Annotated in this window: 21 protein-coding genes and 1 pseudogene; 3 read left to right on the forward strand and 19 right to left on the reverse strand. The window is 36.1% G+C overall.

The window, feature by feature from the left end; genetic code table 11:
- Positions 1-124: 124 nt before the first annotated feature.
- Positions 125-1165: a tRNA (adenosine(37)-N6)-threonylcarbamoyltransferase complex transferase subunit TsaD gene (gene tsaD, locus SLP02_RS16680; protein ID WP_319421863.1), complete on the reverse strand. Its 1041-nt coding sequence runs from the start codon at positions 1163-1165 to the stop codon at positions 125-127.
- 201 nt (positions 1166-1366) lie between these two features.
- On the opposite strand from tsaD, the gene SLP02_RS16685 reads away from it, so the two are divergent.
- The 3 genes from SLP02_RS16685 to SLP02_RS16695 all read left to right on the forward strand — a co-directional run bounded on the left by SLP02_RS16685 (position 1367) and on the right by SLP02_RS16695 (position 2858).
- Positions 1367-1864, forward strand: coding sequence for a Photosystem I reaction center subunit III (locus tag SLP02_RS16685; RefSeq protein WP_319421865.1), 498 nt, complete (start codon positions 1367-1369; stop codon positions 1862-1864).
- Between the two features lie 35 nt (positions 1865-1899).
- Positions 1900-2028 (forward strand): photosystem I reaction center subunit IX, encoded by a 129-nt coding sequence (gene psaJ / locus SLP02_RS16690; protein ID WP_319421866.1) that lies wholly within the window; start codon positions 1900-1902, stop codon positions 2026-2028.
- Between the two features lie 329 nt (positions 2029-2357).
- Positions 2358-2858 (forward strand): DUF4168 domain-containing protein, encoded by a 501-nt coding sequence (locus SLP02_RS16695; RefSeq protein ID WP_319421868.1) that lies wholly within the window; start codon positions 2358-2360, stop codon positions 2856-2858.
- Between the two features lie 120 nt (positions 2859-2978).
- Here SLP02_RS16695 and SLP02_RS16700 read toward each other — a convergent pair whose 3' ends face one another.
- The 18 genes and pseudogenes from SLP02_RS16700 to SLP02_RS16780 form a co-directional block, all read right to left on the reverse strand.
- On the reverse strand, positions 2979-4304 hold the full coding sequence (locus SLP02_RS16700; protein ID WP_319421870.1) for a PhoH family protein: 1326 nt from the start codon (positions 4302-4304) through the stop codon (positions 2979-2981).
- A gap of 542 nt (positions 4305-4846) precedes the next feature.
- Positions 4847-4972, reverse strand: a complete 126-nt coding sequence (locus SLP02_RS16705) for a hypothetical protein (RefSeq protein ID WP_319421871.1) — start codon at positions 4970-4972, stop codon at positions 4847-4849.
- Between the two features lie 640 nt (positions 4973-5612).
- A complete protein-coding gene (locus SLP02_RS16710) occupies positions 5613-7523 on the reverse strand; it encodes a right-handed parallel beta-helix repeat-containing protein (RefSeq protein WP_319421873.1) in 1911 nt (636 codons plus the stop codon).
- A 20-nt stretch (positions 7524-7543) separates the two neighbouring features.
- On the reverse strand, positions 7544-8599 hold the full coding sequence (locus SLP02_RS16715) for a glycosyltransferase family 47 protein (protein ID WP_319421874.1): 1056 nt from the start codon (positions 8597-8599) through the stop codon (positions 7544-7546).
- A gap of 12 nt (positions 8600-8611) precedes the next feature.
- Positions 8612-9322 (reverse strand): annotated as a pseudogene (locus SLP02_RS16720) (glycosyltransferase family 1 protein); the annotation flags it as partial.
- A gap of 123 nt (positions 9323-9445) precedes the next feature.
- A complete protein-coding gene (locus SLP02_RS16725; protein ID WP_319421876.1) occupies positions 9446-10390 on the reverse strand; it encodes a class I SAM-dependent methyltransferase in 945 nt (314 codons plus the stop codon).
- A gap of 239 nt (positions 10391-10629) precedes the next feature.
- Positions 10630-11166, reverse strand: a complete 537-nt coding sequence (locus SLP02_RS16730) for a glycosyltransferase (RefSeq protein WP_319421877.1) — start codon at positions 11164-11166, stop codon at positions 10630-10632.
- Positions 11123-11266 (reverse strand): glycosyltransferase family 4 protein, encoded by a 144-nt coding sequence (locus tag SLP02_RS26755; protein ID WP_413467393.1) that lies wholly within the window; start codon positions 11264-11266, stop codon positions 11123-11125. Before SLP02_RS26755 ends, SLP02_RS16730 begins: the two co-directional genes overlap by 44 nt.
- A gap of 18 nt (positions 11267-11284) precedes the next feature.
- Positions 11285-11461: a hypothetical protein gene (locus SLP02_RS16735; RefSeq protein ID WP_319421878.1), complete on the reverse strand. Its 177-nt coding sequence runs from the start codon at positions 11459-11461 to the stop codon at positions 11285-11287.
- Positions 11462-11729: 268 nt separating this feature from the next.
- Positions 11730-12596 (reverse strand): acyltransferase family protein, encoded by an 867-nt coding sequence (locus SLP02_RS16740; RefSeq protein ID WP_319421879.1) that lies wholly within the window; start codon positions 12594-12596, stop codon positions 11730-11732.
- Positions 12548-12826: a hypothetical protein gene (locus SLP02_RS16745; protein ID WP_319421880.1), complete on the reverse strand. Its 279-nt coding sequence runs from the start codon at positions 12824-12826 to the stop codon at positions 12548-12550. The genes SLP02_RS16740 and SLP02_RS16745 overlap by 49 nt, the downstream gene beginning before the upstream one ends.
- A 3-nt stretch (positions 12827-12829) precedes the next feature.
- Positions 12830-13987: a glycosyltransferase gene (locus tag SLP02_RS16750; protein ID WP_319421881.1), complete on the reverse strand. Its 1158-nt coding sequence runs from the start codon at positions 13985-13987 to the stop codon at positions 12830-12832.
- Positions 13988-14024: 37 nt separating this feature from the next.
- Positions 14025-15404, reverse strand: a complete 1380-nt coding sequence (locus tag SLP02_RS16755; protein ID WP_319421883.1) for a hypothetical protein — start codon at positions 15402-15404, stop codon at positions 14025-14027.
- Between the two features lie 59 nt (positions 15405-15463).
- Positions 15464-16519, reverse strand: coding sequence for a glycosyltransferase (locus SLP02_RS16760; protein WP_319421885.1), 1056 nt, complete (start codon positions 16517-16519; stop codon positions 15464-15466).
- 68 nt (positions 16520-16587) lie between these two features.
- Positions 16588-17727: an exostosin domain-containing protein gene (locus SLP02_RS16765; RefSeq protein WP_319421887.1), complete on the reverse strand. Its 1140-nt coding sequence runs from the start codon at positions 17725-17727 to the stop codon at positions 16588-16590.
- Positions 17728-17921: 194 nt separating this feature from the next.
- Positions 17922-18836, reverse strand: coding sequence for an FkbM family methyltransferase (locus tag SLP02_RS16770; RefSeq protein ID WP_319421888.1), 915 nt, complete (start codon positions 18834-18836; stop codon positions 17922-17924).
- Positions 18837-18863: 27 nt separating this feature from the next.
- Entirely contained in the window at positions 18864-20018 is a 1155-nt protein-coding gene (locus tag SLP02_RS16775) for a glycosyltransferase family 4 protein (protein WP_319421889.1), read from the reverse strand.
- Positions 20015-21751, reverse strand: a complete 1737-nt coding sequence (locus SLP02_RS16780; RefSeq protein ID WP_319421890.1) for an ABC transporter ATP-binding protein — start codon at positions 21749-21751, stop codon at positions 20015-20017. Before SLP02_RS16780 ends, SLP02_RS16775 begins: the two co-directional genes overlap by 4 nt.
- Between the last annotated feature and the right edge of the window lie 70 nt (positions 21752-21821).

Here is a 21821-nt window from a genome sequence, read left to right on the forward strand (position 1 = left end):
TATTATAAACAGGCTGAAATTTTTAATTAAAAATTTCAGCCTGATCGGCAGTGCGAAGTTTTCTAATAGCGATCGCACCAGCAATTATACACATCACAAGATTAAGAGTGAAAAGTGAGCCACTTTACACTTCGTATAGCTCCATTACCTTGGAAATAGCCATACGTGACTGAACATTTAAATTTAATCTAGATCTGTGTCCCAGATTAAAATGCTCTGCTGCTGCACAACCAATCATTGCTGCATTATCTGTACAAAATTTTAAGGGAGGAAAATATACTTTTAACTGATGCTTGGCTGCTGCTTCTGTTAAATACTTTCTCAAACCACTATTTGCAGCCACACCACCGCCAATGGTAATAGTATCTAGATTGTGATCTAGGGCGCATTGTACGCTGCGTTTGGTCAAAACTTGAGCGACAGTATGCTGAAAACTAGCTGCAATATCTGCTACAGGAACTTCCCCTTCGGCTTTTAATTTTTCTACTAGCCTCAAAACTGCTGTCTTTAATCCGCTAAAGCTAAAGTCATAGGGATGATAACCCCCTTCTGGTAAAGAAATTCTGCCTTCTGGTAATTTGAATGCTTTCGGGTTGCCTTTTTTTGCCAAGCGATCGATTATTGGTCCACCTGGATATCCTAGGTCTAATAACCTCGCTACCTTATCAAATGCTTCTCCTGCTGCATCATCTCTGCTTGAACCAAGGAGCTTATATTCTCCATAATCTTTGACGTGAATACTGCTGGTATGTCCCCCAGAAACTAACAGGCACAAAAAAGGTGGCTCTAATTCTGGTTGAGCTAGGTAAGAGGCATAAATATGCCCTTCCAAGTGATGTACCCCTAAAAAAGGCTTATTGTGAATCATTGACAAGGTTTTTGCTGCTGCTACTCCTACCAGCAACGCTCCCACTAGACCAGGGGTACAGGTAGATGCGATCGCATCTATATCTTGCCAATCTAATCTCGCTTCTGACATTGCCTGAGCAATACAGGGGTTAATAATCTCAAGGTGTTGCCGAGAAGCTAATTCAGGTACAACACCACCATAAGTTCGGTGTAATTCGATCTGAGAAGAAACAATACTACTTAAAACTTGACGATTCTTGACGATAGCCACCGCAGTTTCGTCACAACTTGTTTCGATCGCTAAAATTGTTGCCATCCTTTGATAAGTTGATTTACAAGAACAAATTTGTTCGCCTAATCTTTAACGTTCGTAATCAGGAAAAACCTATCTAAGCGTTAATCAACGTTTAGGTAAATTACAGTCTGTTACCGAAAGTAAGATTAGTTAGCGTATAAGAGATATCTTTACGCTCATACACATACACAATTATTATCTGTCACAAAAGGAAACATATTCATGAGAAGGTTGTTTGCTTTAATATTAGTATTTACGCTTTGGTTTGGTTTTGCACCTACGGCGAATGCTGATGAAGTAGCAAATTTGACTCCCTGTGGAGAAAATGCTGCTTACATAAAAAAAGCTAAAAATTTCCGCAACACTACCGCTGATCCTAATTCTGGTCAAATTAGAGCCGAGCGTTATGCTGAAGCTCTTTGTGGACCCGAAGGCTATCCCCATTTAATCGTAGATGGTCGCTGGTCACACATGGGAGATTTCTTTATCCCTAGTGTTTTATTTTTGTATATCGCTGGTTGGATTGGTTGGGCTGGTCGCTCTTACGTAATCGCTGTTAGAGAAGAAAAGAACTCAGAAATGCAAGAAATTGTAATTAACGTTCCCTTAGCTATCAGCAAAATGTTAGCAGCAGCCACCTGGCCTTTACTGGCATTTGGTGAAATTACCAGTGGCAAAATGTTTGCCGACAAATCGGAAATTACCGTTTCGCCCCGCTAGATCACACTTTATTTACTGTTTGAATGGAGGATATTATGGGAAACTTACAAAAGTTTCTTTCCACTGCCCCAGTTTTAATTATGGCTTTGCTAACTGTTACAGCAGGGCTTTTAATCGAATTTAATCGTTTTTTTCCAGACTTATTGTTCCATCCCTTAAGCTGATTTGAAATCGAATCAAAATTCAGCTTAAACATTGCTACTTTCAGCTATTTGCTGAAAATTTGAACTTTATTAACTGCGATTGATTTATTTTTCAGTCGCGGTTTTTCTTTTGATTAAATCAAGCTCCAAAAGCGAATCTATCAAGCCAGCAAAGACGGCACGCTCTTTTTTTCTGGAGTAAGGCTCATGTTTAAAAAGCGTGAAATTACGCAACTATTGATGCTCTGTCTAAATTTTTAGTTTAATAATTGCTAAAACAGGAACTTATCTCCCAGAAATTAACTCCAGTTAAATAGCAATCTTTTTGGTACTAGTATTTGTTCTTGATTATGCTAAATATTGACTTTAGTTTATCTAAATTAAATAAAATATATATTCGTATTGTTAGCAGTAGTTTACTAGCCACTATTAGCCTAATAAGTGGCGTTGCTCCTGAAATATCTGGGAGTTATAAAAACGATAACGGATGGCGATCGCCTTCTATCTCTTTTTCTAATCAGGCTTATGCTCAAGAGTTTACCCCTGAAGAAACAACAAACTATGCCAAAGCAGGATATCAGGTGGAGTTACTTAGAAGACAAGTCTACAAAGAAATTAAAACTAAAATTAACCAGCCACCGCCAAACATAGCTTGTGACCAAGAAGAAACCTTGACAAATTTGAATTCGACTATACGCCAAATTGCCGATCGCTATTGCAGTCAATCTCAGCAAATTGTGCAACAGAACAATCTCAGCATTAATCGTTTTAATGAGTTAAAAACTTATTACGATAGTCAAGGAGATTTTTATCAACAGGTGCAAAACATTTTGCTGAAGCTGCAAAACTAAGTTTACCCTCCCAATTCATAATGCTAATTACTAGTTTTAAAAGGTAGTTTAAAGGCTTAGAGCATATAGCTTAAAGCCTAGAGCTACCCCAACTTTTAATCAACTCAGCCAAAACCGATTTTAGAGTAGAGCGGTTGCTCTCTCTGCCAAACTCGATCGCTCTCCTTTGGTTAAAGTAATGTGACCAGCTAGAGGTTCATATTTAAATCTTTCGACAACATAGGTTAGCCCATTACTAGCAGCATCAACATAGGGATTATCTATCTGATCGGGGTCGCCAGTCAGGACTACCTTAGTTCCTTCTCCTGCACGAGTAATAATAGTTTTCACCTCATGAGGAGTCAGGTTTTGAGCTTCGTCAATGATTAAAAACTGCTGGGGAATAGTGCGTCCACGAATATAGGTTAAAGGTTCAATCTGCAATATGCCCATTTCAATTAATTCTTCGTGTCCTCTGCGCCAGTGTCCAGCCTTGACAGCAGTTTCTTGTGTACCAAATATGAGGTCAAAATTATCGTAAAGAGGCTGCATCCAGGGAGTAAGCTTTTCGTTGATGTCTCCAGGCAGAAAGCCAATATCTTTTCCCATGGGTACGACTGGACGCGAGATCAGCAAACGGGTATAGAGTTTTTCGTCGGCGACCTTTTGTAGACCTGCTGCGATCGCCAATAAAGTTTTTCCCGTTCCTGCCCTGCCTACTAGAGTAACTAGTTTAATCGAATCCTGTAAGAGTAAATTTAGGGCAAATCTTTGTTCTCGGTTGCGGGGTTGAATCCGCGATACCCCTAACTTAGGTAAAGCAGCTAGATGAATAATCTTATTACTTTTGCCTTCTACCATTCCTAATGCTGTGTGGGAAGGATTGGTATTATCTACTAGCGTAATGTCTTGATTGGGCAAAAATTCTCCTTTCAAAGTAATTGAGCCAGCTTGAAAAAATTCACCAATTTGTTCTGAATTTACTAGTACTTCAGTACTACCAGTATAAAGCTCATCTACATCTACTTTGTCGGTTTCATAGTCTTCCGCATTTAGCCCTAGAGCATCGGCTTTAATCCGCAGATTTGTATCTTTGCTAACTACTATCACAGGACACTGACAACGCTGTTTACACTGCATCCCCACTGCCAGAATCGAATTATCTGCAACACCACCATCCAATTCAGGGGGTAATTCTTTAAGGGTATGGCGATCGCTTAAAGCCACTCGTAAAGTCCCCCCGTTGCTTAATTTTACCCCTGTAGTTAGATGACCCTGCTGGCGCAAATCATCTAAAGTACGAGACACCTCTCTAGCATTACGACCAGTCATTTCTGGCTGTTTTTTAAAGCGATCTAGTTCTTCGATAACGGCGATCGGTAATACTACTTCGTTATCTTCAAAACGTAAAATAGCCGTGGGATCGTGAAGTATGACATTAGTATCTACAACAAAAATTTTTTTCATTCATTACATGAACTTATTTAATAATCCTCAAATGTTCATCATTAGTACATTAATAGAGGAAGCAGATTTATTAGTGCAAAAGTCAATCTACTAGTTTATTTTTCCACTTATTTATCATCCTATCAAGTTACAGTCTGGATTATTTTTTGGCTATTTTATTTATTAATCAGTTTGAATAACTGAATTTTTTCCAAATAGTTATTAGCTTGATTGACATAGTTTGTTACTTAAGGTGATAATTTGGCTAAACTATTAGATAGGTTTTTTCTTTGCTTTTAAAGATAGTTTTTGCTCAGATTGAGATTACTGTAATCTCTTCAGATAGCTACCTGAATACTAGTCTATTTTTAATAAAAAACTTATTTACCTGTTGATGTAATTCTTGTTCTATGTAGGCTTCAGTTTTTTTTTAAATTTCAGACAAAAAAGTATCGTTTGACAAATTAATTTGATCGATTATTTCTTAAACCGATACTGTATGATAGTCTTTTTTTATTAGAGTCATCATGTTTTGGTATTCTTCCCTTAGTTTAGTAACCAGTCTAATGAACCGTTTTCTGAATATTGTCTTTGTGCCACTGTAAACCAATTAGCATGGCAGTAAACAGCATATAGAACCCATTTGAGATCTCTGTCCGTAACCATAAGCCTCTTGGAAAAACTGTCACATGAAATATTTCTAAATAGCTGGTTTAAACCTCATTTTATCGTTCAACAAATCAAAATAAGGAACTCTGAAACAACTGATTTTTCCTAAAAAAAGATACCAAATGGGTTCTGTATAAAGGGTGTGACCCCCCAAATTGTAAATAAATTTATTTATCAAGTATTTCAAAGAGCCTATTACAATGCTTTGATACGAACACCTAGACTTGAACTTCTTTATCAGGGTTATAGAGGCAGAGGTATTAGTGGACTGGTTCAATGCAAAGGAGAATCACAATCTCAAGTTTGATCGATTCCTTCAAATACTGAAGTAGTAATTCTAAGATTAGATTATCATTAAGAAAAAGAAAGATGAACAATATCTGGTTGAATATCGTTAGCTAGTTGCAGTAAACTCCAGAAAAACCATTTATTTCAGGCATTAGAAGTATTTTTAATGTTGACGCTAATTAATTTAATTTTCTCAGAGGTTAAAGAAAAAGCAGTTTTAAAATAATGTTGTTGCCAAGATCCAATAACTAAGCTAATTTGGCTAATGTTCTGGCTATTCTGCTAAACAAAGACCTAGATTTACCGCATGTCGGCAGACTCAAGTTGGATGAATTGGTTGACGTAAAGCTGCAATTAAAACGTGCATATTTCTTATCGATACCTGCCTTCACCTTCAATGGTATACTCTATATCCGAACCTGATTTCCAGACTGGTTTACCTCTTTCATAAGCACCTATATCAGGAGCATCACCAGCAAAATCATCTGTAATGCCAGGAATGACAATTCCTGCATCAACTGCTGGAGAATCTGGCTTTAAGCTGAAGTCTGGAATCGATTTTGACTCTTCTGTAGGCGGTCGAGCGAACAAGGGGTCGGTATTCATAAACAGGTTATTGGATTGCTTACCAGCAGACACATTTTCAGAATCTGCAAAAATATTGTTAATAGCTTCAATAGAACTGTCCATCTGTACTGAACCTAAAAATGTATTATTAAAAACGCGATTATAACCCCTGGGGCTACCAGCTACATAATTAAAGTTATCTTTACCCCAGATTAAATTCCAGACTACATTATGGTGAATTATACTATTAAAACTTTCTAAATCTAAATAAATACCACGAGTACCCCAAGCGTTACTAAAGGCTTTAGTATCTCGAATCCAATTATGGTGAATCGATCCTCCTTCAAGGTTGACACGGCAACAAACTCCAATCGCTCCTAAATCGGTGCTGCGCAAACCAAAGTGAGAAATATCATTGTAAGCTATTTCGACATTATTGACTTCAAAACCAGAGGTATGCCAATCTACTTGAATCCCAGCAGCACTAGTCCTTTTAATTGTGTTATGGGTAATTTTATGATCATTTCCATTTATTCGTACAGGGGCAGCTTGACTAACCATATAATTACTGTTGGCAATAACATTGTTAGTCACAGTATGGTTGGTTCCCTCTAGTAGTACACCATTGCCAGAACTCCATTCCACAATTGAGTTTTTCAATGTATGTCCGCGTCCTCGCAACTGGATACCAGTATCATGGGCATGAGAAGCAACGATCAATGCACTATCTGAACCAGGTGCTTGTTCTGACTCGGGTAGTGGTGGCAGGGTTATATGATGAGATACATATTTAGCTTTTATTCCGTCAATAACTATACCCTGACTTTTATCGCTGGTAGTAATAGTATTGGCGAATAATTCCAAATTCTTTAAGGTTATATAAGATTGATCGCTTAAATCGAAGGCAAAGTTGCGTTGTTTAACTTCCACTTCTTTAGGGCTAAGTCCTCCTGGTGCCCAAAGATAAAGAGTTTGATCTGCACCATGATAAAACCATTCGTTTTCAGTATCGAGTAATCCCAAACGTCCAATTAAATAAAAATAATAACCCCCTCGTTCCCAGGGAGCAGTCATTTTTGCAGTTAGTTTTCCTGGAGTACCACCAGTAACAGTTCCTGTTCGAGTAACATACCACTCATTAGTCCAGACGGTTGCACCCTTCCATTCTTCACCCAAATTGGGAATTTCACTGTTTTCGATGATGGCATCAGTGCCAACTTCACTTTGAAGACAACATTCAGCAAGTGTAGGCAACATTGGATCCAAATACTTGTTGTTGGGCCACCGAGCTTCGGGCATCATTTTGCCATTAACAAAAACTTGATTGGCTAAAAAACCCGTATCGCTATAACCATCAACTGGTAAAGTTACATTGGTGCGAAAAATTGAGTCATGGTGGCGATTCCAATTTTCGACGGGATTTGTTCCTGAAATTGTTGCAGACTCATTTTTGTATGCTTGGAAGGTTATGGGTTCTGTGGATGTTCCTGAAATTTTAGGTTTTACAGTTTCGCGATAAATCCCCTCTCTTAGCAAGCAGGTTGTGCCTGGTTGAGCTGCATCGGCACATTTTTGAACTGTTTTAAAAGGACTTTTTAAAGTTCCAGGATTATCGTCTGAGCCATCTGGAGCGACAACGTAAACACTTCCACAAGCGGAAGTAGTTAAACCAATAAAAATACAGAAGACAGAAAAAAGGCTGGTTTTAAGATTCATTGCTGTATAAATAATATTGATCAATCTTGGGCATTAATCCGCTTTGCCATATAACTTCCCACAGTTGCTTCGGAACACTTTTCTTGCCACCATTGTAATGATGCTTCATGCTTTGATTTTATTAGCTCCAAGTCTTGAATTAGTTGTTTAATTTTTGATTCCAATTCACTCCAACTTAATAAGCTGATTGCAGGAGAATTCTTATAATAAGAACAATCAGGTAAGGCTTCAACAACTATAATACAACCATATCGTAAACCTTCAAAAAAACGAAAAGTTTCAAATGAGCTGCCACGAGGTGCAAGGCATATTTTGGAATCCATTAACTTCTCAGAATAGCTTCTATTATCTTTGCTAGTTTTTGCTTCCAATCCAAAATGATGAGATGTTCCTACGGCAATCTTAAGTTGAGGGTATCTTTTTTGCAGGTTTTCAATAGAAGATAACATTTCTTTTCGTGCAATATCTTTTGAATTTCTGAACCATTTTCGTCGCGACCAAAAAGAATAAGAATCTAAAACCAAACTTCCTGCAAAAAAAAGATCGTAACGACGCTTTTCGATAGGTTTGATCGGTAAATTCTCTTGGTTGTAATACCCCATAGGGATTTCGTAAATTGGTGCTACCTTTACACCTTTGAGTTTGTAAAAGTAATATTTTAAAAAGCCTGGAGTACGAATAATCAACATCCTCAGGAACTGCGTAAACGTCATGATGTTGAGATAAGAAGGTTTGAAGAGAAGATTACAGCCTATTATTGGAGACATACTATAGGTTTTGAATACGGCTCGTACTCGATGGCTATAAGATGGAAAGCGACAAAACTCATCTCCCAAAACGATTGCAATCACATTATCTCCATAAGACGGTAATTGTTCGGTGTTCCAGGTCAGGTAAAAAGTCATTCTTTTAACAGTTAGCTGCCGTTCCATTGTCTCAAAGACTTTACCAAAATAGATCTGATCGACTGCAAAATGGGCTTCACCAAAATCATCCCAAGAAATTGGATCTAGTGGAGCATGCGATAAACAAACGAAATATCGATTAGCAAAAGTCTGCATCGTATTTATAGTCATTGCAACTTAATTTCCTTTCCAGTGTAAAAGTCTACCAATACTAATAAACTTGATTGGCAAATCGCTGGGAAGTTGATATTTTATTAACTCAATTGTTTCTACTTCTGATAGACCTAATTGCGATAAAATTTTTACTTTGTCAGGACTAGCTCCAAGTTTGTAAAGACGCTCTGCTGTATCTTTAGTAGTAGCTCGAATTGCCGAACTTTTTTTAGTCGCATAACGAACAAATGGATCTTGTTCTCCTATCCAACGAACTATATTTCTAACTACTTCGTAAATTTTGGCTTTGGAACTAAACTTTTGCCAAAAAGCTCTAGGAGCAAATTCTCCACCCCCTAATGGTTTCCAAATAAAAGGTATCGGTAGCAGTGCCAAAAAGCTAGGACTTGAATATTTAACAAAAGTAACATGATGAATTAAATCGAATCCAATTTGATGATGAAGCCTGCGTGCTACAAAATACGCTTGAATTTGCCATAGGTAGTAATGAAGTTGCATTCCCCCAGATTGTCCCCATTTACGGCTATCTTGCCAAAAGGGTAAGGTGAAATAAACAAATTTGAGATTAGCAATAGGGTTACGCGCTAGTTCTGCGGCGATCGCTTCTTGGCTTTCATCTGGTCTAGTCAGAACCCAAACTTCCTGATATCTAGCCACCTCGCGAACAATATTCCAGCCGACACCAGGTTCGCAAGAGTAAGCGGATAAAAGAACTTTCATAAATTAAAGCATAGGAAAAAAACGAATAAAAGACGATGTTAATAATGTTAAATTTTTGGCAAAATTATTTTAATTTTATAAAAATGGTCTGCAAAAACTTATGGTTTATTTAAAAGCAGCAAATCATTGCTCGGACTTTCTTTTAATATAAAAAGAATATCCCATCAAACTAAAATCTTTATAAGTACAAATTGTACTACATTTTTGCTTAATAGTTTTCGATTTTTTTAGGAGATAGTAAACGGGAATCAAAATCTCAAATTCTTGATTAAAACGTAAAAGGTTTTCTAAATAGTACTGCTCGTTCCAAAATCTTTTTTCTTCAGTCAACCAATTCAATGGGTAATGATAGGGCGAACAAATGTCATGTATTTGTATAGATACTCCTTTGCCGATATTAGGATATATTTGCTCAAACAAATACTCAACATCACTGCCAAACTTGTAGATATGACTAGAATCAATAAAAAGTAGATCTGACTTATTAAGATCAGAAAAAAGGCTCAAAGGAACTTTTTGTAAGGGAATTCGCATCAATTCTACTTCAACACCAACTACTTCTTTATCTTCTAATATAAAACGACTATAAGGATCGATTGAAACAAATTTAGGCTTTATCTGGGTTTCTTGATAATTGTCCTCTAAAGCAGCTAAGATTATCTTAGTAGAAATTCCTTGTCCAACTTCTATGATAGAGTGCGGCTTTGTTTCGCGAATATAACAATATAGTAAGATAGCATCTAAGCCTCTGTAATAATAATTAGCTTCATCATAGCCATATCTACTAACCGCATTGTAAAAGTGATTTCCCCATTGCTCTAAAAGCTCGATCGCTTCTTGTTCTGCTTGCTCGAATTTGAAATCAATATGATGGCAAAGGCGAGGTCGATCGCTATACTGGGCTTGAATTAATTTGGTATTAGGAATTGGTTCATAAAAATGATCCCCTACAACATGAAATCCGAGCTTTTCTAAAAATACAAATAGTTTGCGACTAAAGTAACGTTGAACAGCATTTTTTTCATTAAATGCTTTGTATAGTTTTTCTCTTGTGGATTGTTCAAGCATGATTTTATCTATTTATAGCAAAACCCAGGAGTTGTATTAATAAGTTTTATTTTAGATGATTAAATCATTTATTACCTTATTTTTTTAGGATTATATTTGTTGTTTAAAGTTTAAATTTAAACTGGAATTAATATTAGATTATTTTAATATTTTTTTTAAGTAGCATTTACCTGCTCGTATACTGCGACTATTTTTTCTACAGCTTTTTACCAGGTAAATCTTTTTGCTGTTCTTAATCCTTAGTTGACTAACTCTTGACGATACTTATAATCTTTTTGAATACGCAATATTGCTCGAACAATGGCTTCAACATCGGTTGGATTGACTAAAATCGCGCTATCATCAGCTATTTCAGGTAAAGATGGGACATTGGAAGCAATTACGGGTAAACCGCAAGCCATACCTTCTAATATGGTTAGACCAAAACCTTCGTAAAGTGAAGGTGCTAACAACACATTAGCAGCATTATAAAAGCAAATCAACGCCTCGCGATTGGGCTTGGCGAGAAAAGTTACATGTTTATCTAAGGAGCGATCGCGGATAAACTGTTTTTGCTCAATGGTAAAGTCATCACCAATTTTCCATAGGCGAACAGGTATTTCGCGTTCGGCGATCGCTTTTACTACTTTTAATACAGTGATAATATTTTTACGCTGATGGGTTGAACCAACATTTAAGATACAAATTTCTTCTGGAGAACTAACATATTGCTGTCGCCAACTTTTTACTGTTTCAGGAGATAATAGATAATTGACGAAATTGCGATTCAACTCCATTGGGAACAACAGTTACTTTTATGGGGTTTATATTTAAATAATTAGTAATATCTCGAGCAGTATTAGTTGAAACGGCAATAGTGCGATCGGCGACAATAATTCCCTCAACTGAATATTCCTATGCAGCTATACTAAAGGCTGGAAAACGGGACTGATTTTTTAATATTTCTGGATACACATATTGAAATAGATCGTGAGTAATAATAATTGGTTTACCTAATCTTTTTAACCAATATGCAACCTGACCATTAGTATGATCGATGATATGAAATATATCTGCTTCTAGGTTACTCACTGTACGGGGATGATTTAAAAACCGTTTGTAATATTTGCGTAAAGGATTACCAGAATGCCAGAGGTTTTCTAAATCTTTACTCCAAGGTTGTGGTGCTATTTGAATAATTTACCATTCAGGATGAAGTGCTTTTAATTCTGATACTAAATTATCTGCATAAACATCCATACTAAAAGCAACTTTTGCTTCCCTGCGTACAATTGCTACGTGCATTTATTTACTCCATAAACTATGATTAAAAGTTGCCTAATAAAATTGCCAAAAATTGTTACATATATTGAGAAAATACTTTGTTTTTTAGCAAAACTGCAACCAAGACCCAACTAATTAAAAAACTAGATACAGAGTAAACCAATATTGAAGTTAGAGAAACACTTTGGGTAAGCGGAGGTATTAGCTTAATAATTATGATTTCTACTACGCTTTTAACCAGGGGATGAATTAAATAAATACCAAAGGAGCATAAGCCTAAATTAGTTATTACAGCATTATTTTTATTATCTTTAAAATAGTGAGAAATTGAAATTCCCCATAATAGTAATAAAAAAGCGATCGCTATTTCATTTACTGCACTAGGGATAAAGTTTTCTCCCATAATATTAATAGACAAAAAGCCAAAAAATAGTAATACAGCAGTTTGTTGTTTATAAAGCCATTTATAATTGTTTTGCAATAAAAATCGATTAAGGAGTATAGAAATCAAGAAATATGGTAAACATCTTAAAATCCAGGATAAATTTACTAAAAGAATTCTTAAAATAGAATAATTCCAGCTAGTTGCAGATGTTGAATCCAATACTTTGTCAAAGGCTGTATAAGTATCTAGATCAAAAGAATTATTAGATGTTAATAACAATTGATAGACCACAATACTTAATACAGAAAATAAAGATAATAGTGCTAGAGAATTTTGCTTTTGACTAAAATAGTTAGCCAGGCATAATAATAAAGTTCTATTAGCTAGCAGAGGTAAGAAATATAAATGATAAGAAGCAGCACCAAATAAAATAATTGCCAAGGGAGCGAAAAATAACTTCTGAATTTTACTGGTGTGATCGTTCATCAAAAAAATAATTGATTTGGATATTAAATAAAAACCACTCCAAAACAAATATGGGACAATAATCCGCTGCATTTTTTTTGCCAAAAAGAAATTGAAAGATTTAGAGGTAGTTTTTTAGTCGAAAAATAAAAAGATGCTGCTAAAAAAAACGGAACAGCGAAATAAAATAAATATCTAAATTGTCTTGCTTGTTCTGTTATGGGAATCCCCCAAGTCTCATCTCCTGAATGTAGCAAAATTACGGCAAATGCTGCTAAACCTCGGCAAAGATCGATACCAACAAATCTACTTGCTTTATTCATAAGTTAATTTGAATTTGAGATTATCTTTTGCCACAAATCAATTAATCTTTGAGCAATTCGTTCGTGAGAATAGTATTTTTGCACTCGTTCGATGCCATATTTACCCATTTCCTGTCGCCAATCTAGATCGGCGATCGCTCGCTTCAAAATTACGGCTAAGGCTGTAGCATCTTCTTCAGGAAATATCAGATTGCGATTGGCGATCACATTAGGAATTTCACCACAGTCAGAACCGACTACAGGAATACCCATTGCCATTGCCTCAATAATGACGTGACCAAACTGTTCTTTCCAAGTATCAACAGTACGGGAAGGAAGCACCAAAACATCAAATTGACCAATTTCTTGAGGGGCTTCTTCATGACGAACTGCCCCCTTCCAGGTAACAACATCCGCTATCTTTCGCTGGGCTGCCATTTGTCGCAAGTCAGTTTCACTAGAACCAGAACCACAAATAGTTATTCGGCAATTCAAACCTTGTTGACGTAATTGGCTGACAGCAGTGAATAAAATATCAATTCCTTTTTCTGGAACTAATCTGCCCAGAAAACCAATATTTAGTTGATTTTGGTTATTGTTGACGATTTTAGGAGCAAATAAATCGGTATCTACTCCCATTTGAGGCATGACTTCAATTTTTCCTTTGTAACCCCAGTTACTAATTACTGTCGCACCGTCTTGATTTCCTGCAAGATAAAGATTGGTTGCGCCCATGACATAATTACGTATCCATTGTCTGGGCAAAAGAAGAGAGCGCTGTTGATTTTCCCAACCAAAAATTACCATAGGCTTTTGATAAAGTTTTGCCAAAACGGCTACCTCTAAAGCACACAGAGAAAAAATTTCTTCTTCGACTTGAATTAAGTCTGGCTGAAAATCATTGATGACTTGCCAGATTTTCCAGGGTGCATATAAATGTGCGCCAACTCTACCTGTAAACAAAACTGGTGCTGAGTAAATACGAATTTGAGGACAAGGTGTTTCTAAATTTAGAAAGCGATTCCATTCCAAAGCTTTCCAGTTATTAGGAGCCAGCAAAGCTAATTCTACCTCTTTTGTATTGGCGATCGCCTCAAGTTTCCCCTGATTTACTCCCACCACGTAGGTATGACTGACAAACAAAACTCGCAATTTAGGCTTTAATAAACTTGAATTACTCATATCAGTAATTATTGGCGATTTTATTAAATTAACTCACTTATCTGTTGTGACCTTGCAGATATACTCTTTGCTTGTTCAATCTTTGATCGTGCCATGCTAGTCCGAGTATTAAAGAGACGGAAAGCATATAGCCAGGCTCTTCCATTTGAGTAAAAATAAACCCTAAAACTAACGTAGAAAGTAAAGTAATTTTTAAAGAATTATCCAAGCCAAAATTCTGCCAAACTAGATAAGCTAAAAACAAATATGTCCCTAAACCGAATAAACCCAAGTCTCCCCAAATTCCTGCCCAACCGAAAATAGGACTAAACAAACTAGAACTATACGTGAGCCAATAACTACCTACAAACCTAAGTGCATCTTTCCCAATTGAGCTGTCCGTTGCACCTAAAGGACCTAATATAGACCAGTAATCATTTATAAACCACGCACCTAAGCGACTTACTGTAGTACCCGGACCGAGACCAAAAAGCCAATTTAAGGGCGACTTAAAGTTGTCTAATATCGAACGTACACCATAAAATTTGGCATACCAAGCCTCGCCATCTGTTTTATATAGTTCAGGTCTCGCCCAAGCTGTAAAGGAGCTAAATTCTTCTAAATTTTGGGTGCACCAAAAAAATATTAATCCGAAAATTAATAAGCCGATAATTAATCTAATAGTCTTACTCAGATCTTGAGAATTGAGCAAAATCAAAAGTATCCAGGCAACTACGTAAGCTAAGATGAGCTGCTTAGAATCAGAAAACAATAGCTGCCAAAAAGCTGCTATCAATGCTGCTAAACGAATCAAAAGAGGATTTTTTTTGTCGTTAAAGAAGTATAAAGCAAATGCAAAAGATACTGAAGCTGATACATAGTTACCTGCCCCAGAGACAAAAAAAACGCCACCACAGCCATCAGTGCCGTTAAATCCTTCTGCATAAAGTTTGTCTGCATCGATTAGGGGTTTTTGCACCGCAGCAAGAACAAAATTTATTAGAGCCGACCACATTAACCACTTTTTGAGTCTCAAACACGAGCTAGCTGACATAGGAATACTAACAATGGCAATTAAAAATATTATTGGCTCTCCCAACATCATGAAACTAACGACTGCATTGATAAAACCAGTTTCATTCCAGAATGCGCTTGTCACAATCGCCAATAAAAATAAAAATAGTCCTGACAAAAGAGAATAAACTAGTTTAATTTGCTGGACATCTCTAGTGGGTGCGGTTGTCAGGATAATCCAAAAAACCACAGGAATAAACAAAAAGTGAGCCTGAGTGACAATTGAAGGAACACCAAAAGTCGAGCAGACAATTCTCGCATAAAAAACTGTAGAAAAAGCAAAAATGATTAAATTAGTATTATTAGTCCAGGTAATTTTACTTTTTGCCTTTTTTATAATTAATTGTGAATTATTTGAATTCATTAATTTATCTGTTTGGCTAAATAAATAATTATATTTTCTGTTTTTTCTTGCCTTCAATTTTAACTCGCTAGCTGACGAAACTTATTCACAGTCCAATCAATTAGCTTCGGACGTTGGTGAGGTGCGTATAACCAGGCGATCGCTAGTTTTGCTAAAGGTAAAGGCATTAAGCCAACCCAAATAAACCAAATACTATAAACTAGACGTTTTGGAACATTAAAATCAGAATACTTCCAGAGACTGCGAATTCCTTGATAGATTAACTTGGTAGGGCGATCGCTTTTTACAGGGTGGGTTTGACCATTGAGTCTTAATGAGATAATTCGCGACCAAAGACGACCAACACCACGTTGCTCTAAATCTGTTGGGATCTCATATCCCAATTCTCGCGCCTTTTTGACGAGCAAAGCGAAATTTTGCAGGTCATGAAGAACGAAACGCTTAAAGCGATCGCCTGTAACCGTTGCTAATGCCCATTGATTACTATCGTGGATTCGATACACTCCTAAAGGCTCTTCAATAGCTGCAATTTCTCCATAGAAAGGTACTTGAAAGGATAAATAATCATCTGCTGTCAGCTTATATTCATCAGGAATGGGCAATAATTTACTTAGAACTTGACGATTAAGAGCATTACCACTGGTTGGAGTGCTGACATATCCTGCTTTTTCTAGCAGAGTTTGACAGACCTTTCCCTGAGATAACGGTGAACTTCCTTGAGGACAAGAATACCCTAAAGATTTTCCTACACCATCAACAACATTCAAACGGTAATGTACCTTTGCTAAATTCGGTTTCCAGATAGCAACGATTTTTGCTACTGCTTCAGTAAGTAAATAATCATCAGAATCGAGAAAGATGATAATATCCCCTTTACTATTGGCAAATCCATTATTAAATGCGGATGCTTGTTTGCCATTAGGTTGCAGAATAGGAATAATGCGATCGCCATACTGAGCTATAATCTGACGAGAATTATCGGTTGAGCCATCATCAACCACAATTATTTCTGTTTGGGTATAAGTTTGATTCAAAGCACTATCAATTGCTTCAGCCAAAAAGCGAGCATAATTATAATTGTTGATAACTATACTTACTAAATGTTCTTTGGTCATGTAATTTTCTTTCTATAGTATTTTTGTAACAGCACAGTATTTTGGATAAAAAATACTGTATTTTTCATTTACTTATTAAATGTGTTTAACTGTGAATTGTACTGCTCCAAATGTCTATACAAATTACTGAAGAAACCTTCAGGAGATATCAATTGTTCCCACAATTCTCGACATCTATGTTGTAAATTAACAAACTCTTCTGCTGAAAGGTTGTTGTGAAAATCAACTATTTTTTCTGCGATTGAGGAAAGCTCACTTTGATCCACCCAAACACAATACTTTTTCCAGTCAATAGCAAAATCATAGGGCAGAACACAATCTGTATTGATAAAAACTGGAATCCGCCCACAACTTAAGGTTTCATATAGCCGAATGGAATAATTCTCATACCCACTACAACAAACAACATAATCGCTATCAATCATATTCTGAAAGTATTCCATTCGTAGTTTCTGTGCCATTTTTATTTTTTCAGCTTCCAAAGAAGATCCTTGCAATGCCTTGCTAGCAAACGCAAAATGTTGCCTGGTGATAAACTTAGTTTCTATTAAAGAACTTTTAGCTAAATTGGATAAAGCTATCACCCGATTAGTATGACCAGTTTTGGCATAGAATTTTTCTGATAGCCCGACCATATCTCCAGTTAGACGCACAAAAGCCTTGATTTTTTTAAATCCAAACGGAAGTCCCAGAGGTGGTGCATAACCACAAAAACCTACTTTAGGCTTGGTTTGTTTATCACGAATAGAAATTCGACCCTCGAATTTTTGGTCAATAAAATCTGTGGTCCACTCTGGCATCGCAAATTCATTTTGCTTTCTTCTACTTTGAAAAGATGACGTGTAAAAAACAATAGTATTTTCTATGTTTTCATCGTACTTCCAATCTCCATGGAAAAATATAGCTACTGGCTTCCCTAATTGTTGTGCCTTTTTTATAAACTGTCTAGCCAGGTTATACACTTCTTCATTTGATCCGAGCAAATGCCAGTGGTAAGGAAAAATAGCTAGATCGCATTCTTCTAAAGAAGTCATTTCTAGGAAAGAATGACCTTTTTCTGTCAGCTTTTGAAAGCGCCCCTTTTTAAAGTGTTTCGGGTCTTCTGAAAGTTCTCCCCAGAAAGGTGCAAAAATTGGTACATATTTAAGAGTGGCAGGAAGAGTTTTTTCTAGAAGATAATTTCGGTTCGAGAATATTTTTAGTTTCATTAGATTTTTTGGTGCAACAACAGTTGAGCCATCATTAACTATACTTCTGTATGAGGATAGGTTTGATTTAAAGCACTATCAATTGCTTTAGCTAGAAAGTGATCGTAGTTATAATTATTGATAATAATAATGACGAAAGGTTGAAAATTAATTTTTTTTGATTAAACAACAAATAAGCTTTTAACTTTTTTTCCCTAAATCACTCCTAACTTATTCAAAATTGAATTTGGTGTTTCCGAGGGGGCAAGTATGATATGTTCAAGATCAGGCTTAAATTGTTTTATCTCAATAAAATGACCAGATTTTTTTTGCTGAAAAAAGCGGTAATTCCAAGATGAAACAATATCAACTACATCCATAAATGAAGCCCCAAACTTCGGCAAAAAATAATTATTAAATTCACCATAGATAATGGGACGAGTTTGACTAAGAAAAGAAGCTCCACCACGCAAAAACATAACTTCTGCCCCTTCAACATCAATCTTAATTAGATGACAGTTTTTAATATTTGCTTTTTTGACGAAGGTATCGAGTCTCGTCAAATGGGCTTTTGAAGTTATACCAAAATAGCTTGTTGGTATTTCTCCTTTGCTTATTACAGCATTACCTGTACTGGAATTGTTTTCATTTTCCATGGATATTTCGATAATGCCTTCATCATCTCCTAGAGCAATATCATGTGCTATGACAGTCTTTTCAAGATTATTCAATAAGATATTAGTCTCAAGACAGTCGAAATTAGATTTAACTGGCTCAAAAGCATACAATTTACCATTTAATGTTTGTAATTTGCGACCCAATGGGACTGAATAAAACCCAATATTCGCACCAACATCAAATACAACACATTTTTCTTTCAGACAACTAGACAATCTTGAAATTATGTCATTATCATAAAGCCCTGTCCAATAAGACCACTGCTCTGTTCTACTTCGCACATCCAATTGCATTGAAGTTCCATCTTGCATTCTAACTTTTGTAATACATTGCTGGTCGTTATTCAAGTTAGTTAAGAAACGGCTGAGCGTATTTCCGAGACGACGCTTTCCACGAAAATATGGTGTTGAGCGGGATAAATAAGCAATTGAATTACGTAATTTATGCATCATTTTAACTTATTATTATATTTTGTAATGTTAAATGTTTTCTAAGAAATTTTTGACCATTTTGCCAGCTACTTTCCAATTAAGTCGCGATTGATATTCGTTGAAAGAAGATAATGCTAACCTCTGATAATCTGAATAATTATCAAACAAGTGAGTAATATAATCACAATATTCGGTAATCTTGGTATTTTCATCGAATAACTGACCGTTAAGTCCGTTACGGACTATTGTTGGTATTCCACCAACGGTAGTGGATAAACAAGGAACTCCCAAAGCATTAGCTTCGCATAAAACAATTGGACTACAATCTGCTAATGTCGGCAGAATTAAAAAATGAGAATCCATAATTAATTCTTGAATTTTTTGTTTTCCCTCCTTAGTAGACTTACTAATAAAGCCCAAAGCTTTTACAAAATCTGGTAAAGGTTCTTTGATTGATGGTTGACAACCAACAACAGTCAGCTCTGTTTGTAATCCAGATTGGTTTAATTTTTTTGCTACCTGAAAAGCAACATCTCCGCCTTTTCTCTCCCAATCAATTGTTAAAAATAACAGTTTACAGCGATCGCTAGTTCGGGATGCAATTACGTCCTTAATTGTTTCAGAAGAAAATGGACTGTCTGTATTAGAACCAAAGGGAACAACTTTAACTCGCTCAGGATCTGCTCCATAATCATTGACAGCCGAGCGCGCAGCCCAATCAGACGAATAGATTGCCAGCTTACTTTTTTGTAAAGCCAGTCTTTCCATTTGATGCCAATCCCGAATTACTTCTTCGGGTAAATTACTATACTGGGGATAAAAATTTTGAATATTTGCAAAAGTTCCATCTGCCCAAAAGGCGATTGGGCAATCGCATTCTAAATAGGCAATGGGATTTACCGTGGCACTAAAAACGAGATCGGCTTGAGTGCTGTTTAGTTTTTGAGCGACCTGACTGGCATAATGTTTTAAAGTCAAAGGATCGGCATTTTTTTGATAATTCTTGTGTCGAACAAATTCATAGTAATGACGTTTGAGTTTGCCAATTGCTCTTAAAGTGACAGAATCTTCTAAAGGACCAATATATTCCAAAGAAATTAATTGCTTCTTCAAACATTGGGCAATATGGTAACCTGTTCCAGACCATTCGTTTTTACCCTTTAAAGTTCTTGAATCAAAAGTACTTACGTAAGCTAATTTCATGTTTGTTTATTTAAAACAACTTCTTGATAACTGCCTGATTTAACAATTCGGCCTCGATCGAGTTGATAAATGCGATCGCAATGTTCAATTGTGGAAAGGCGATGAGCAATAATAATAATAGTTTTCTCACCACTCAAAGCTTTGGTTGCGTCTGTAACCAGCTTTTCTGTTTCGCTATCTAAAGCAGCAGTAGCTTCATCAAACACTAAAATTTCTCGTTCATGATACAGTACCCGCGCAATGCCAATTCGTTGTCTTTGTCCTCCAGACAACAGCACTCCGCGTTCGCCAACCATAGTTTTAATACCATTGGGTAATTGTTCGATTACTTCGGTCAGTTGTGCCATTTCAATCGCTTTTTTTAATCGCTCAAGATCGATTAGGTTATCGGGGACTCCAAAGGCAATATTGCGCTCAACAGTATCGTCAATTAAAAAGATTGTTTGAGGAACATATCCCAATTTATCTTGCCAACTACGTAAATTGTTGTATACAGAAATGCCATCAACTTTAATATCCCCAGACTGCGGGATAAAAAGACCTAGTAGAACATCTACCAAAGTAGTTTTTCCCGAGCCAGATTTACCAATTAAACCAATGGATTGACCTTTATTAATAGTCAAATAAATTTCTTTTAAGGCTTGGTTATTAGCTTTGGGATATTGATAAATAAGATTATCTAAAGTAATTTGTTGTTCAAAAATTACAGATGGTAAATCTTGACTTGATAGAATATCCACAGAGCGATGTTGAAGTTTGACATTAGATATAGACTGTTTTTTTTCTAGCTCTTTTAAGTCAAAAAATAGACTGTCGAGAGCATGAGTATTAGTGCGGATGACGTTAATACCAGAAATTAAATTGCCAGTTGCTGGCAATAAACGAATCGATGCTAAAGCAAAAATACCTAAAACAGCAGTTAGATTTTCTTCATTGCCACGATTTAAATTGACAAATAACAGCGTAAACCCAATTAAAAAGCTAATCATAAACGCTTCGATAACAAAGCGAGGTAGATTGCCATAACCTGAAGCCTGGCTTAAATTTCTGGCGTATTTTTGGGTTTGAACTGCCATTTGTTGTTGAAAATATGACTCGCAACCCAGTACGCGAGTTTCTTTAAAACCTCCCATGCCATGATTCATAATGCGAATCATCTCACCATTCGCTTTCCAACCTTCCCTACCCCAACGAGCTAAGCGATCTTTCATGGGATACAATAATCCCAAGCTGACTAACATAATTATGGCAATTAGAATTAAAGCCATTGAATTAGTATTTACCAACAGTATTACTAATGCCAGGATGATCACCCCATTAGAAATAGATGTTAATAGTGACATGACTAAACCGATACAAACCATGTCAGTTGAAGTGACAATGTTTTGAATTAAGGTTGCCGAATTAGTTCTAAGATGAAAGCTATAAGGTGCTTCTATATATGCCTTCATCAATTTGTAGGCTAGTTTTCCCTTCAAACCATAGCCAAATTCAAATACTGATTTTTGAGCATTGAAACTAAAAAAAGCTTTGACATAAAAAGCCGCAATTACTAATAAGCCTAATGCAATTAAAAATTGCTGTTGAGAATTAAAATTTAATTGTTGATAAATAGAGTGTAGCCAGTAATTACTGGTAATTGTATCTGGATTTGTCGCGATCGCAATAAAAGGTCCAATCGCTCCAGTGCCAAAAACTTCTAAGCTAGAAATAAAAATAAATAATAAAATCATCTTTACAATTTGTTTATGATTTCCTTTACTTACATATAGAAGCTTTGATATAAACTGAGTCATAAAATAG

The sequence above is a fragment of the Pleurocapsa sp. FMAR1 genome, from assembly GCF_963665995.1.
Taxonomy (GTDB): Bacteria; Cyanobacteriota; Cyanobacteriia; order Cyanobacteriales; family Xenococcaceae; genus Waterburya.